Source organism: Pantoea sp. GCM10028869, from assembly GCF_042666835.1.
Taxonomy (GTDB): domain Bacteria; phylum Pseudomonadota; class Gammaproteobacteria; order Enterobacterales; family Enterobacteriaceae; genus Pantoea; species Pantoea leporis.
Genome location: NZ_JBHTGO010000003.1, coordinates 115,898 through 130,220, shown reverse-complemented (window position 1 = coordinate 130,220; position 14,323 = coordinate 115,898). Strand labels below are relative to the sequence as shown.

The window sequence follows — 14,323 nt, the reverse complement described above, 5'->3', positions numbered from 1 at the left end:
GCACCCGATGAAACCTGTATTGATTCAGGCCGCTATCGCGGTGGTCCTGATGCAGTGCGCCGTGGCGCAGGCGGCAGACAATGCCGCTCAGATTAAGCGCGGCGAATATCTGGCGCGCGCCGGTGACTGTACCGCCTGTCATACCGCCACCAACGGCCCGCTGTTTGGCGGCGGCTTTGCGGTCAGTACGCCTTTCGGCCAGATCTGGGGCAGCAATATCTCCTCCGATAAGCAGTACGGTATCGGCAGCTGGAGTGACGATCAGTTCGTTGCTGCGGTGCGCGACGGCATTGGCAAAAACGGCGAGCAGCTCTATCCGGCGATGCCGTATGACTCCTTTACCAAAATGAAGCGCGACGATGTGTTGGCAATCAAAGCCTATCTCATGTCGATGCCGCCGGTGCATCAGGCTTCACCGCAAACCGACCTGCCGTTCCCATTCAACCAACGCTGGGGCATGCGCTTCTGGAAGTGGTTTAACTTCGATAAAGGCGAATTGCAGAACGATACGCAGCAGAGCGCGCAGTGGAATAACGGCCGCTATCTGGTTGAAGCGCTGGCGCACTGCGGCACCTGCCATACGCCGCGTAATCTGACCATGGGCATGGACAACGATAAAGCATTGGCCGGCGGCGATCTCGGCGGCTGGATGGCTTACAACATCACACCCGATAAGCAGGCAGGCATCGGTGACTGGAGCCAGCAGCAGCTGGTGACCTACCTGAAAACCGGCTTTGTCGCCAACAAAGCCAGCGCCTCCGGGCCGATGGCCGAAGCGATTGAGCACAGCCTGCAATATCTGCCCGAGAGTGATCTGCAGGACATCGCCACCTATCTGCGCAGCGTTAAGCCGCAGCCGGACGCGCAGCAAACCCGTGCGCGCGACAGCTGGGGACAACCTTCCACCGCGCTGATTGCACTGCGCGGCGCCGATGATGCGACCCGCCATGCTCAGCCCGGCGCGGTGGTGTTTGCCGGTAACTGTGCCAGCTGTCACGGCGCGGAAGGTGCGGGATCGGGCAGCGGTTTCCATGCCTATCCATCGCTGTTCCACCACACCAGCACCGGCGCGGCAGATGCGCTGAACGTGGTATCGGTGGTCCTCAACGGTGTGCATCGCCATATGCGCGAGGGAGAAGTCTTTATGCCGCCTTTTGCGCCTGAGCTGAGTGACCAGCAGGTGGCTGACGTCAGTAACTTTGTTACCCAGCAGTTTGGTAATCCGGCGGCGGCCAAAGTGGATGCGAAGCAGGTAAAAGGGTTAAGAGAGGATGCAAAACTGGCTTCACCCCCGATTTACGGTCAGGGAGATAAGCCTTAATTACTGCACTCGGCGGCGCGGGGCGCGTCGCCGAGGTAACACGCGTTACTGATAATTCACCGTCACTTCACTGCTCACCACGCGTAAGCCGGGCGGCAATGCGCCCTTCCCCTTAAAGCCAAATGCAAGATGCAGCGTCTCTTCCGCCGCCACGTTGGCTAAGCCGCGCGTACTGCCGCTGGCGCCTTCAATCTCGACACAACGATCGCCCGCACATAAGCGCACCACCAAACCCGAGGGCGCAGGACGGCTGAGCTGATAACGCCAGTACACCAGCGAAATATTGCCCGGCGCGCTGGAAGGCGCACGCAGCGCAGGCGTCATCAGCCAGTTACCGCGCACGCCAAGGCTTGGGCCGCTGGCGTTGGCTGTCCAGGCACCGCTGGACGCATCAACAGCCAGCGGCAGCGCCATCAACGGCATCATCATTACTGCCCAGCACCAGCGACGCATTACTTGCCTCCAATGGTGGCGGTCATGCGGATTTGACGGTTATCGGTCAGCTCCATATTCGACAGCACAATCAGCTGCGGCAGATTGCGCCGCAGGAAGCGTGCCAGCAACGCACGCAGCGGATGATTGACCAGCAGCACCGGCGGCGCGCCTGCCATCTCTTGCTGCTGCAGTGCGCCTTGCGCCTGCACCAGTAAGCGATCTGCCAGACCTGGCTCGAGTCCACCGCCGCCTTGCAGCGCCTGCAGCAGCAGGCGTTCCAGCGTGGCATCGAGGCCGATCACCTGCACTTCGCCGTTGCCCGGGAACCACTGTTGGGTAATCGCCCGTCCCAGCGCCACACGCACAACGCTGGTGAGCTCTTGCGGATCGTTCTGCACCGGCGCATGTTCCGCCAGCGTTTCAATAATGGTGCGCATATCGCGAATCGAGACGCGCTCGGTCAGCAGGTTTTGCAGCACTTTGTGCAGCGTCGTCAGCGTGATGACACCCGGCACCAGATCTTCGGTCAGCTTCGGCATCTCTTGCGTGACGCGATCCAACAGCTGCTGCGCTTCCTGACGGCCAAACAGCTCGCTGGCGTATTGGCCAATCAGGTGATTGAGGTGCGTCGCCACCACGGTGCTGGCTTCCACCACGGTAAAGCCCTGAATCTGCGCCTGCTCTTTCAGGGCGCTGTCGATCCAGATCGCCGCCAGACCAAAGGCCGGATCGACGGTTGGCTCGCCCGGCAGCGAACCAGCAGCCGTGCCAGGGTTGATCGCCATCCAGCGGCCCGGATAAGCGTCGCCGCTGCCAATTTCTACGCCTTTCATCAGGATGCGGTAACGCGCGGGTGGCAGCTCCATGTTGTCACGGATATGCACCACCGGCGGCAGGAAGCCCACCTCTTGTGCCACCTTCTTACGAATACTGCGGATACGCCCCAAAAGTTCGCCGTTTTGCAGGTGATCGACCATCGGAATCAGGCGATAACCCACTTCCATACCGAGCGAATCTTCCAGCTGCACATCGGTCCACGACGCTTCCACCGTGGCCGGCGTTTCCTGGGTTTTCACCAGACTGGAAGCTTCCGCCGGTTTCTTCGGCTGCATTTCGCGACCACGTAACCACCAGGCAAGTCCTAATAGCGCAGCGGTAAACAGCAGGAACACCAGGTTTGGCATGCCCGGCACCAGGCCGAGCAAACCAATCACGCCGCCGCTCAGCATCAGCACGCGCGGGTTCTTGAATAGCTGCGTTACCATCTGCTCGCCGACGTCCTGATCGGTGCCCACGCGCGTTACGATGACACCGGCGGCGGTGGAGATCACCAGCGCCGGAATCTGTGCTACCAGGCCGTCACCGATGGTCAACAGCGTGTAAGTTTCACCGGCGTGACCGAGATCCATGCCGTGCTGCACCACGCCGACCAACAGGCCGCCGATGATGTTGATCACCATGATCAGGATGCCGGCGATGGCGTCACCACGAACGAACTTACTCGCACCGTCCATTGAGCCGTAGAAATCGGCTTCCTGCGTCACTTCGGTACGGCGTTGCTTGGCTTCCTGTTCGCCAATCAAGCCGGCGTTGAGGTCAGCATCAATCGCCATCTGCTTACCGGGCATCCCATCCAGCACAAAACGCGCGCCGACTTCGGCGATACGTCCCGCACCCTTGGTGATAACCATGAAGTTGATGATAACGAGGATGATGAACACCACGATACCGATGGCGAAGTTACCGCCAACGAGGAAGTGACCGAAGGCTTCCACCACGCGTCCGGCCGCATCGGCGCCAGTGTGGCCCTCCAGCAGAATGATACGGGTTGACGCAACGTTCAGCGCCAGACGCAGCAGCGTCGAGAACAGCAGAATGGTCGGGAAGGCGGCGAACTCTAGCGTGCGCTGGGTGAACATCGCCACCAGCAGCACCATGATCGACAGCGCAATGTTAAAGGTGAACAGCAGGTCAAGAATGAATGCGGGTAACGGCAGCACCATCATCGACAAGATCAACATGATCAGTACCGGGCCCGCCAGCACCTGCCATTGCGTGTCTTTAAAGTTGCCCGGTAAACGCAGCTTCTCGGCTAAATTAGCCATCGTTAGTGTTCTCTCCTGCAAAGTCCATGTCTGCCGGAACCGGCAGGTTTTTTGGTTTGTTTGGAATCAGGCCGCCTTCGCGCTTCCAGCGTCGCAGCTGCCAAACCCAGGCCAGCACTTCCGCTACCGCGCCATACAGCGCGCCGGGGATGAACTGACCAATTTCAGTGTGTCGATACAACGCACGCGCCAGCGGCGGTGCTTCGAGAATCGGGATGCGGTGCTCTTTGGCGAGCTCACGAATCTTCAGGGCGATATCGCCAGCACCTTTGGCCACCACTTTGGGCGCGCTCATCTTGCCTTCCTGATACTTCAGCGCCACCGAGTAGTGCGTCGGGTTAGTGACGATAACGTCGGCTTTCGGTACATCAGCCATCATGCGACGGCGTGCCGCCGCGCGCATCGCCTGGCGAATACGCCCTTTAACGTGCGGGTCGCCTTCGTTCTGTTTATGTTCGTCGCGGATCTCCTGGCGCGTCATCTTCAGCTTTTTGAAGTAGCTGTAGAGCTGCCAGAACACATCAAAGCCCACCATCGGGAACAGGCCCAGCATGATCAGCCCACAGCAGGCGGCGATCATCGACAAACCATGATGTAGCGCGTTGATCGGCGATTCGCTCATCAAACGCAGCATCTCTTCCCAATGGCTCCAGATGTACCAACCGGCCACCAGCCCAACCAGCACCGCTTTCATGATCGATTTCACCAGCTCTGCAGCGGTTTGGCCGGAGAACATGCGGCCAATACCGGTGAGCGGGTTGAGCTTTTTGAGATCGAACTTAATGGATTTGCCGCTGAAGTTAAGGCCGCCCAGCGCCATCGGCCCGGCAATCGCCACCACCACTAAGCCGCCCATCAGCGGTAGCAGCGCGATCACCGCCTGCTTAATCAGGCTGCCGATATGACCAATGATCACTTTGTCATCGTTCACCATGCCGTGATCAAAACGAAATCCGGTGGCGACCATGCTGGCCAGACGCTCCGCCATGCTGTTGCCGCCGACCCACAGGATCAGCAATCCAATCAACAGCATCATCACTGAAGTCAGCTCGCGCGAACGCGGAATCTGCCCCTCCTCACGCGCTTTTTCAAGTCGGTGGGGCGTGGGCGATTCTGTTTTGTCCTCGTTACTCTCTTCAGCCACGACTTACCTCAGTTGGCAGGAATTCTGAGCATAGAATGCCAAAACCCTGACAGGCTAAAGCGCGGATTAAAGGGGGGAAATGTGAGCTTATTTAGCCATAAGTGAAATTGCGGGCTGATTGGTCGCCATAAATGGCGCCGCTACATTGCTCGAATGTGCATTAATCCTGACCGGTTGGCGATAAAAGTGCACCACGTCACCCACCAACAATAACGCCGGCGATTGGGCTTGTTGCACCTCAACAGTGTGTGCCAGCTCAGCCAGCGTAGTGATCATCACCCGCTGATCGGCACGCGTGCCATTCTCAATGATTGCCACCGGCGTCTGCGCGTTGCGGCCCTGCGCCTGCAGCTGTGCGCTGATGCTGGCGCTCCACTTCAGCCCCATATAAAACACCAGCGTCTGGTTATTGGCGGCGAGGCTGGCATCATCCAGCTGCGGTTCACCGCTTTTGCCGTGACCGGTAATTAACCGCAGCGACTGTGCGCAATCACGGTGCGTTAGCGGAATGCCGCTGGCTGCCGCGCATCCGGCGGCGGCGGTAATACCCGGCACGATCTGGCAGGCTATTCCCGCCTGTTGCAGATAGAGCATCTCTTCACCGCCGCGCCCGAAAATAAAGGGATCGCCGCCTTTGAGCCGCACCACTTGCCGCCCGCTGCGGGCTAAATCCACCAGCAGCTGATTAGTTTGCACCTGCTTTAACCCGTGGCTGCCGGGCTTCTTGCCGACATCAATCGCCAGCGTCTCCGGCGGCACTTCCGCCATGATCGCCTCGCTCACCAACCGGTCATACACCACAACGTCGGCGCTGTTGATCAGCCTCCATGCTTTTAAGGTGAGCAGTTCTACGTCTCCCGGCCCAGCCCCAACCAGCCAGACGCCACCTTGCGCGTGTTCGCCGTCACGCGGATTAAACAGCTTGTCGAGGGATTCACTGGCTTGCGTCATGATGTTTTCCGTTACTGCGCCACGCGCAGAGATGAGAGCAGTTGTTTGAGCTCCGGGATACAGGAGCCACAGTTGGTGCCGCATTTCAACACCGCGCCGAGCGCTGCCGGGGAATCACAGCCCTCAGCGATGGCCCGGCGAATCGCCACTTCACCGACGCCAAAGCAGCTGCAAAGGGTACGTCCGTGGCTGCCGCCCTGCGCCGGTCGCCCGCCCAACAGCGCATGTCGCTGCTGCGGCAAATCGGGCGGCTGGCTGAAGGCCCGCGCGATAAATGGGTGATCGATGTCTGGTAGCCAGGGCGCGGCATAAAAGGCGCATGCCAACTTGCCCTCGCGCCAGCCAAGCCAGTGCAATTGCTGTCCCGCCTGCGCCTGCTGCCATTGCAATGCGGACATGCCCGGCAGTTGCATCAGCCATTCGCCAGCATGAGCGCTGCCCGCCAGCACATAGCGCTGCACGCCGGGCTGTGGGGCTCGCGACCAGTAGAGTAGTGCAGGCGGCGTGATGATGTCCGGCAGCCACAGCCAGCCTTGCCACGCTGGACGCAGTAGTTGCAAGCGCACCGCCGTTTGTTTTAACGCTGGCTGAGCGGAATCGGGACAACAGCTGGCCGCGACTAATCCATCGACGTTGGCCTGCCCGCTGAACTGTCTTGTCCAGTGCATCGGCACAAAGATTTGCCCACGCTGCAGGCCGCTGTCGAGGGTGACGCGTCCGCTGCACCAGCCCAGCGCCGACTGCACGCGCGTCACATCGCCGTGGCTCAAGCCGTACGCCGCCGCATCCAGCGGATTTAGCGCGACAAAGGGTTCATCGTAATGCTGCATCAGTCGCGGCACGTTGCCGGTGCGCGTCATGGTGTGCCACTGATCGCGGATGCGGCCGGTATTCATCAGCAGCGGATAATCAGTGGTCATGAGGGTTTTAACCGGTATCGCGGGCGGCAGCAGACGCGCTTTTCCATCGGCATGGTAAAAGCGGCGATCGGCAAACAGCCGCGCGGTGCCGTTGGGTGACGCGGCAGTGATCGGCCACTGCACCGGGGCTAACTGGTCATATTGCTCACGCGTGATGGTTGCCAGCGCGCTGATATCAAAGGCGCGCGTGCCGCGATTCTCAAAACCAGACAGCGCGGCATGCTCGGCGAAAATCTCGCCTGGATGCTGCCAGGCAAAGGCCGCGCCAAAACCGAGTCGCTGCGCCACCTGCGCCAGCAGCCACCAATCCGCTTTGGCCTCACCGGCTGGCGCAATAAAACTGCGCTGGCGTGAGATACGCCGCTCCGAATTGGTCACGGTGCCGTTTTTCTCGCCCCATGCCTGCGCCGGCAGTAGCACATCAGCAAATTGTGCCGTGTCGCTGTGGGCGCTGACTTCCGACACCACCACCAGCTCGCATTTCGCCAGCGCGTGCGCCACGCGGTTACCTTCCGGCATCGAAACGGCAGGATTGGTACCCATGATCCACACTGCCTTGACGTCGCCGCGTTCGATGGCATTGAACAGATAAACTGCCGTCAGTCCCGGCTGCTGCGCAACACGATCGCTCCGCCAAAAGCGCGCAACACGATCAACCTCTGCTGCGCTAAAGCCCATGTGCGCCGCCAGCTGATTGGCTAAGCCGCCCACTTCACGGCCGCCCATGGCGTTGGGCTGTCCGGTCAGCGAAAACGGTCCGCAGCCCGCACGGCCGATTTTGCCGCTGAGCAGATGCGCATTGAGGATGGCGTTGTTGTTATCGCTGCCGGTTTGTGACTGATTGATGCCCATGCACCACAGCGTCAGCACGCGCGGCTGCGCTGCGAACAGCTGCCAAAATGCCACAATGTCATGCTCACTCAGCTGGCAGGCAGCGGCGACCGTCGCCACATCCCACGCCTCACAGGCGGCTAAGGTCGCTTCCACATTGGCCAGATGCGGCAACATACTGGCATCGATACCCGCATGGTGCGCCAGCCAGTTCAGCAGCCCGGCAAACAGCGCGCTATCAGATCCCGGTTGCAGCGCCAGATGAACATCAGCAAGGTCACAGCTGGCAGTACGACGCGGATCGATCACCACCAGCTGCATCTCAGGGCGTTCGGCTTTGGCCTGCACCAGCCGCTGCCACGCCACTGGATGCGCCCATGCCGCGTTGGAGCCGACTAACACCACAACATCGGCTTGTTCAAGATCGTCATAGCAGCACGGCACCGCATCGGCACCGAAAGCGCGTTTGTAACCCACCACCGCCGAAGCCATACACAGCCGTGAATTGGTATCGATGTTGGCAGAGCCAATAAAGCCCTTCATCAGCTTATTGGCGGTGTAATAATCCTCCGTTAGCAGTTGACCGGAGCCGTAAAAGGCCACCGCCTGCGGGCCATGTTGATCGATGATGCGCCGGAAACTCGCCGCCACATGGTCCAGTGCGGCATCGATACTGACGCGCTGACCATCAATCTGCGGCCAGAGCAAACGACCGTCATGCATCAGGGTCTCGCCCAGCGCTGAACCTTTGACGCACAGCCGACCGAAATTAGCCGGATGCTGGCGGTCGCCGCTCACCGGCGCATCGAGGGCTTTCACCTCCACGCCACAGCCCACGCCGCAGTACGGACAGGTGGTTTTCATGAGGCCGCCGCCAGCGCAATAATCGGCTGATGCCCGAGCCACACTTTGCCGCCCTCCACGCGCACCGGCCAGCAGCGCAGCTGATGCTCGGCGTTATCGAGACTTTGTCCGTCGCGCAGCCGCACGCGCTGCTTGTAGAGCGGTGATATCACCACCGGCTCGCCCGCTACGTCGCCGAGAATGCCACGCGACAGCACGCTGGCTTGCGTGCCGGGCTCAATATCTTCCAGCGCATAAATCGCCTCGCCCAAGCGGAACAAGGCCACACGCTGACCGCCTAACCGCGCACCCATGCCCGCAGACGGCGGGATAGCGTCGACAAGGCAAATGGCACTCCAGGGTTCTGCCGGCAACGTGGTAACGGGAATGCTGTCCGCCGTCGCGGGCTGACGCTGACCGCGCACCTGCACATAGTTGAGCGTCTCGTCAGGCTGCTCGCTGTTGACGGTGGCGGTAAACAAGGCGCGACGCGAAGGATCCTGCAGCGTGCTGTGCCATTCGCACTGATAGCGCTCCACCACGCGCTGCATCTCCTGCTCCAGTTGCACGGCTATACCGAGTGAATCTTCGATCACCACCTGACGCAGGTAGTCGAGTCCGCCTTCCATGTTATCCATCCACACGCTGGTGCGCTGCAGACGATCGGCGGTGCGCACATAGAACATCAAGATGCGGTCAACGTAGCGCAGCAGCGTTTCATCATCGAGATCGCTGGCGAACAAATCGGCATGACGCGGTTTCATCCCGCCGTTGCCGCAGACATACAGGTTCCAGCCTTTTTCCGTGGCGATTACGCCAATGTCCTTGCTCTGCGCTTCAGCGCATTCACGCGTGCAGCCGGAAACCGCCATTTTAATTTTGTGCGGGGCGCGCAGCCCTTTGTAGCGATTCTCTAATGCGATGGCGAAGGCGGTAGAATCCTGCACGCCGTAACGGCACCAGGTTGACCCCACGCAGGATTTTACCGTGCGCAGCGATTTGCCATAAGCGTGACCGGTTTCAAAACCCGCCGCGATTAAGTGTTCCCAGATATCCGGTAACTGATCGAGCCGCGCACCGAACAGATCGATGCGCTGACCGCCGGTGATTTTGGTGTAGAGATCGTAACGAGCGGCTACTTCACCAATCGCAATTAGCCCTTGCGGCGTAATTTCACCGGCTGGCACACGCGGTACCACCGAATAGGTGCCATCTTTCTGGATGTTGGCGAAGTAGCGATCGTTGGTATCCTGCAGCGGCAGATGTTCGGGCTTCAGTAAGTAGTCATTCCAGCATGATGCCAGCAATGATCCCACCAGCGGCTTGCACACTTCACAGCCCTGTCCGCGCCCGTTGAGCTGTAATAGCTGCTCGAAGGTGCTGATGTTGCCGACGCTGATCAGGTGATAAAGCTCCTGACGCGAGTAGGCAAAGTGTTCGCAGATATCCTTCTTCACTTCCACGCCCTGACTGGCGAGCTGGAACTCCATCACCTGTTTGACTAATGCGCTACACCCACCGCAGCCGGTTGCCGCTTTGGTGCAGCTTTTGATCGCCGCCATGTCACCGCAGCCGCCCTGCACTGCCCCGCAAATGTCCGCCTTGCTGACGTTATGGCACGAGCAGATTTGCGCGCTGTCTGGCAACGCCGCGACACCCAGCGCTTTAGCCGGCGCACCCGCTAACTGGGGCAAAATCAGGCTTTCCGGCTCTTCTGGTAACGGTAACTGATTCAGCATCATCTGCAGCAGGCTGGCGTAATCTGCGCTGTCGCCCACCAGCACGCCGCCAAGCAGCGTTTTGCGATCTTTGCACACCACCAGTTTTTTGTAGATGCCCTTTGGATTATCGATCCACTGATAACTTTGGCTGTCAGCGGTGCGCCCGTGCGCATCGCCAAATGACGCCACTTCCACGCCGAGCAGTTTCAGTTTCGTGCTCATGTCGGCACCGCTGAACGCCAGTTCTTCCTGCGCCAGCTGCGCCGCCAGTACGCGCGCCATTTGATATCCCGGCGCAACCAAACCGAAAATTTGCCCTTGCCACAGCGCGCATTCACCAATCGCATAGACATCTGCGGCGCTGGTGGCGCAAGCGTCGTTGATCAGAATGCCGCCGCGTTCACCCAGTTGCAGACCGGCGGCGCGCGCCAGTGCATCACGCGGACGAATACCCGCTGAAAATACCAGCAGGTCCGTTGCCAGCAGGCTGCCATCGGCAAAACGCAGCTGCAGGCTGCCATCCGGCAGACTCTCAATCGCTTCAGTTTGCTTGCTGGTATGAACTTGAACGCCCAGCGCGCTGATTTTGCCGCGCAGCATCTGCGCGCCGCCGTCATCCAATTGCACCGCCATCAGACGCGGCGCGAACTCCACCACATGGGTTTCCAGACCGAGCTGTTTCAATGCGTTGGCGGCTTCCAGTCCGAGCAGCCCGCCTCCAATCACCACCCCGCGCGTCGCATTACGGGCACAGTCAGCAATCGCATCCAGATCGGCCAGTGTGCGGTATACAAAACAACGCGCGTGATCGTGGCCGGGAACCGGCGGTACAAACGGCACCGAGCCGGTCGCCAGCACCAGTTTATCCCAGGTCAATTCCGCGCCGCTGGCATCACGCAGGCTGCGTTTTGCACTGTCAATTGCCACCACTTCACAACCGCTGCGCAGTTCGATGCCGTGTTGCTGAAAGAAGTTATCGCAGACCAGTGACAAATCATCCGCGCTTTTACCGTTGAAGTATTCGGTAAGATGCACGCGATCGTAGGCCATCTGCGGCTCATCGCCGTATACCACGATGTGATAGTGCTGATGCAGTTCACGACTCACCAGCTGTTCGAGAAAATGGTGGCTGACCATGCCATGTCCAACCACGGCGAGAAGAGGTTTGCTCATCATCTGGCTTCCTGCAGCGCTTGGCTGCGTTGTGTTGTCGTCAAGACCGAACAGTGCGTTAATGCCCACCTGCGCGGCCTGTTGAAGTTGTGGTAGCAGCGTGCCTGCCGCCTGGCTGTCGCCAAACAGCAGCACGCCGCGCAGTGCGCCATTGCGCAAAAACAGTCGGCGATAGTGCTGGTGCAGCGGGTCAAAGCTGCTGATGGCGTCGCCTTCGCTGATATCGCCCGCACTGAACATCTCAATGCCGCTGACTTTCAGCCGCGTACCGTTTTCCTGATAGTGAAAGTCGGCCACGGGTTCACCCGCCAGTTGTGCTGCCAGCACGGCGGCCTGCGTCAGACAAGGCGCAATCAAGCCAAAGGTTTCGCCGCTGATTTCGCAGCACTCACCCAGCGCATACACATGCGGAAGCGCGGTTTGCAGTTGACGGTTAACCAGAATGCCGCGCTGGCAAGGCACGCCCGCCGCCTGCGCCAGCGCGATCTCCGGCAGCACGCCGATGGCGATCACCACCTGTTCCGCTGCGATAACCGCCCCATCGCCGAGCGTGACGCTTTCGGCGTCAATGGCCTGCAAAGTGACGCCGAGCCGACAGCGAATACCGCGCTGTGCCAGATGCTGCTGCAACAGCGCACCCGCTTTGGCATCCAGCTGGCGATCAAGCAGCCACGGACGATGATGCAGCAGCGTGACGTCACGTCCACGCTGACGCAGCGCCGCTGCGGCTTCCACGCCAATCAATCCGCCGCCCAGCAGCACCACCGGACCTTGCTGCGCGAGCATGGCCTCCACGTCTCGTACCGTGCGGAAACCCTGCACCTGTGGGCGATGGATGCCGGGCAGATCCGGCATGCGCGGCCTCGAACCGCAGGCGAACACCAGCTTGTCCCAGTGCAGTGTGCGCTGGTCGGTTTGTACTGTGCGCGTAGGGATATCTACCTGCAGCGCCTCTTCCCCCATCAGCAACTGCACCTGATGTGCCGCATACCATGCGGGTTCGTGGAGCACCGTGTCAGCAAAGGCTTTTTCGCCCGCCAGCACCGGCGACAGCAGCACCCGGTTGTAATTGCCGTGCGGCTCACGGCCAATCACCGTGATGGCGTAGCGACCCGGCGCACGTTGCAGCAAGGTTTCCACCATGCGCATCGCCGCCATGCCGTTTCCGATCACTACCAGTCGCTGCACCATGGTTGTCCCCTTACGCCACAGCCGTTTGCTTTTCATACAGGAAATGCAGAATCCGCTGACGCAGCTGGTGATAGCGCGGCTCGTCGGCTAACGCTACCCGTGAACGTGGACGCGGCAGGTCGATGTTGAGAATGCCACCGACCTGCGCGGCGGGGCCGTTGGTCATCATCAACACGCGATCTGACAGCAACACCGCCTCATCGACATCGTGCGTAATCAGCACAATGGTGGTATTGAGCTCCTGCTGGATGCGCATCACGCTGTCTTGCAGATGAGCGCGCGTTAGCGCATCCAGCGCACCGAACGGTTCATCCAGCAGCAGCACACGCGGCTGCATGGCCAGCGCACGCGCAATCCCGACACGCTGCTTCATGCCGCCGGAGATCTCCGACGGACGCTTATGCAGCGCGTGACTCATCTGCACGCGATTGAGGTTGTGTTCGATCCACTCGCTCATCTCTCTTTTGCTCATTTTTCCTTTGAACACTTGCTGCACCGCCAGCTCCACGTTTTGGTAGGCGGTCAGCCACGGCAGCAACGAATGGTTCTGGAACACCACCGCACGCTCCGGACCGGGACCGCTGATTTCGCGGTTGTCACACAGCAACACGCCGCTACTCGGCTGCGTCAGCCCGGCTATCAAATTGAGAAGCGTGGACTTTCCGCAGCCGGAGTGACCAATCAGGCTGAGGGTTTCACCTTCGTGGATATCAAAACTGACGTTATCGAGGGCGAGGAACTCGCCGCCTGCGGTATTGAAGCGCTGGCTGACCTGCTGTACGCGAATAATTGGATTCATCATCGGCTCCTTATTTTTCCCAGCTAAAGCGGCGTGCCAGTAACATCAGCGCCTGTTCGAGCAGTAAACCGACCACGCCAATCACCACGATGGCAATCAGGATGTTTTCCACATTGAGGTTGTTCCACTCGTTCCAAATCCAGAAACCGATACCGAGCCCACCGGTTAGCATTTCCGCAGCGACAATCACCAGCCATGCGATGCCCATCGATAAACGCATACCGGTTAACACTGCAGGCAGCACCGCCGGGAACAGAATGCGGCGCATCACTGTCCACTCATTGAGCCGCAGCACGCGCGCCACATTGAGATAATCCTGCGGAATTCGCTGTACGCCTTCGGCGGTGTTGATCACCATCGGCCAGATGGAGCAGATGAAAATGGTCCAGCTTGATGCCGGTTCAGCGCGCTGGAACAGCAGCAGGCCAATCGGCAACCAGGCAAGTGGACTGACCGGACGCAGCAACGCGATGATCGGGTTGAGCATGTGCGCGATAAAGGTAAAACGGCCAATCAGGAATCCGGCGGGAACGCCCACCAGCGCCGCCAGACCAAAGCCGATTGCCACCCGCTGCAGCGAGGCGACCACGTTCCAGCCGATGCCCTGATCGTTGGGCCCGTTGTTGTAAAACGGATCGGCAAACAGCGTGACGGCGGCTTGCCAGGTGGCATATGGCGTGGGGAAGCCTTTACTGGACATTGAAGCCAGTTGCCAGACAAACAGCAGCAGAATCAGGCCGCAACTGGCGGGGATTAGCCGCTGCAGCAGGGGACGGAGCCAGCGTTGACCCCGACGCGGTGCGGGCGTTACCTTGAGTGCAATCACCTGCGCCGGTGGCGCGGCGATCGGCGCGGTATTGAGCGAGCGTGCTTCAGATTTCATCATGAC

9 protein-coding genes are annotated in these 14,323 nt (G+C 60.1%); 1 reads left to right on the top strand and 8 read right to left on the bottom strand.

The window, feature by feature from the left end:
* Positions 1 to 7 precede the first annotated feature (7 nt).
* Positions 8 to 1,321, top strand: a complete 1,314-nt coding sequence (locus ACFQW4_RS08455; RefSeq protein ID WP_277973699.1) for a cytochrome c — start codon at positions 8 to 10, stop codon at positions 1,319 to 1,321.
* A 45-nt stretch (positions 1,322 to 1,366) separates the two neighbouring features.
* Here ACFQW4_RS08455 and ACFQW4_RS08450 read toward each other — a convergent pair whose 3' ends face one another.
* From ACFQW4_RS08450 to ntrB, 8 genes are all read right to left on the bottom strand, one after another.
* Positions 1,367 to 1,774 carry a flagellar protein FlhE gene (locus ACFQW4_RS08450; RefSeq protein ID WP_110866332.1) on the bottom strand — a complete coding sequence of 136 codons (408 nt, stop codon included), beginning with the start codon at positions 1,772 to 1,774 and terminating at the stop codon, positions 1,367 to 1,369.
* Complete coding sequence (flhA, locus tag ACFQW4_RS08445) at positions 1,774 to 3,861, bottom strand: flagellar biosynthesis protein FlhA (protein WP_101764133.1); 2,088 nt, start codon at positions 3,859 to 3,861, stop codon at positions 1,774 to 1,776. The genes ACFQW4_RS08450 and flhA overlap by 1 nt, the downstream gene beginning before the upstream one ends.
* Entirely contained in the window at positions 3,854 to 5,005 is a 1,152-nt protein-coding gene (gene flhB / locus ACFQW4_RS08440; protein WP_101764132.1) for a flagellar biosynthesis protein FlhB, read from the bottom strand. The genes flhA and flhB overlap by 8 nt, the downstream gene beginning before the upstream one ends.
* Before the next feature lie 87 nt (positions 5,006 to 5,092).
* Positions 5,093 to 5,956, bottom strand: a complete 864-nt coding sequence (cobA, locus tag ACFQW4_RS08435; RefSeq protein WP_101764131.1) for a uroporphyrinogen-III C-methyltransferase — start codon at positions 5,954 to 5,956, stop codon at positions 5,093 to 5,095.
* A gap of 11 nt (positions 5,957 to 5,967) precedes the next feature.
* Positions 5,968 to 8,571: a molybdopterin-dependent oxidoreductase gene (locus ACFQW4_RS08430; protein ID WP_377724835.1), complete on the bottom strand. Its 2,604-nt coding sequence runs from the start codon at positions 8,569 to 8,571 to the stop codon at positions 5,968 to 5,970.
* Complete coding sequence (nirB, locus tag ACFQW4_RS08425; protein ID WP_377724833.1) at positions 8,568 to 12,635, bottom strand: nitrite reductase large subunit NirB; 4,068 nt, start codon at positions 12,633 to 12,635, stop codon at positions 8,568 to 8,570. Before nirB ends, ACFQW4_RS08430 begins: the two co-directional genes overlap by 4 nt.
* A 10-nt stretch (positions 12,636 to 12,645) precedes the next feature.
* Positions 12,646 to 13,434 (bottom strand): ABC transporter ATP-binding protein, encoded by a 789-nt coding sequence (locus tag ACFQW4_RS08420; protein WP_377725355.1) that lies wholly within the window; start codon positions 13,432 to 13,434, stop codon positions 12,646 to 12,648.
* A 10-nt stretch (positions 13,435 to 13,444) separates the two neighbouring features.
* Complete coding sequence (gene ntrB, locus ACFQW4_RS08415) at positions 13,445 to 14,317, bottom strand: nitrate ABC transporter permease (RefSeq protein ID WP_101764127.1); 873 nt, start codon at positions 14,315 to 14,317, stop codon at positions 13,445 to 13,447.
* Positions 14,318 to 14,323: the final 6 nt, after the last annotated feature.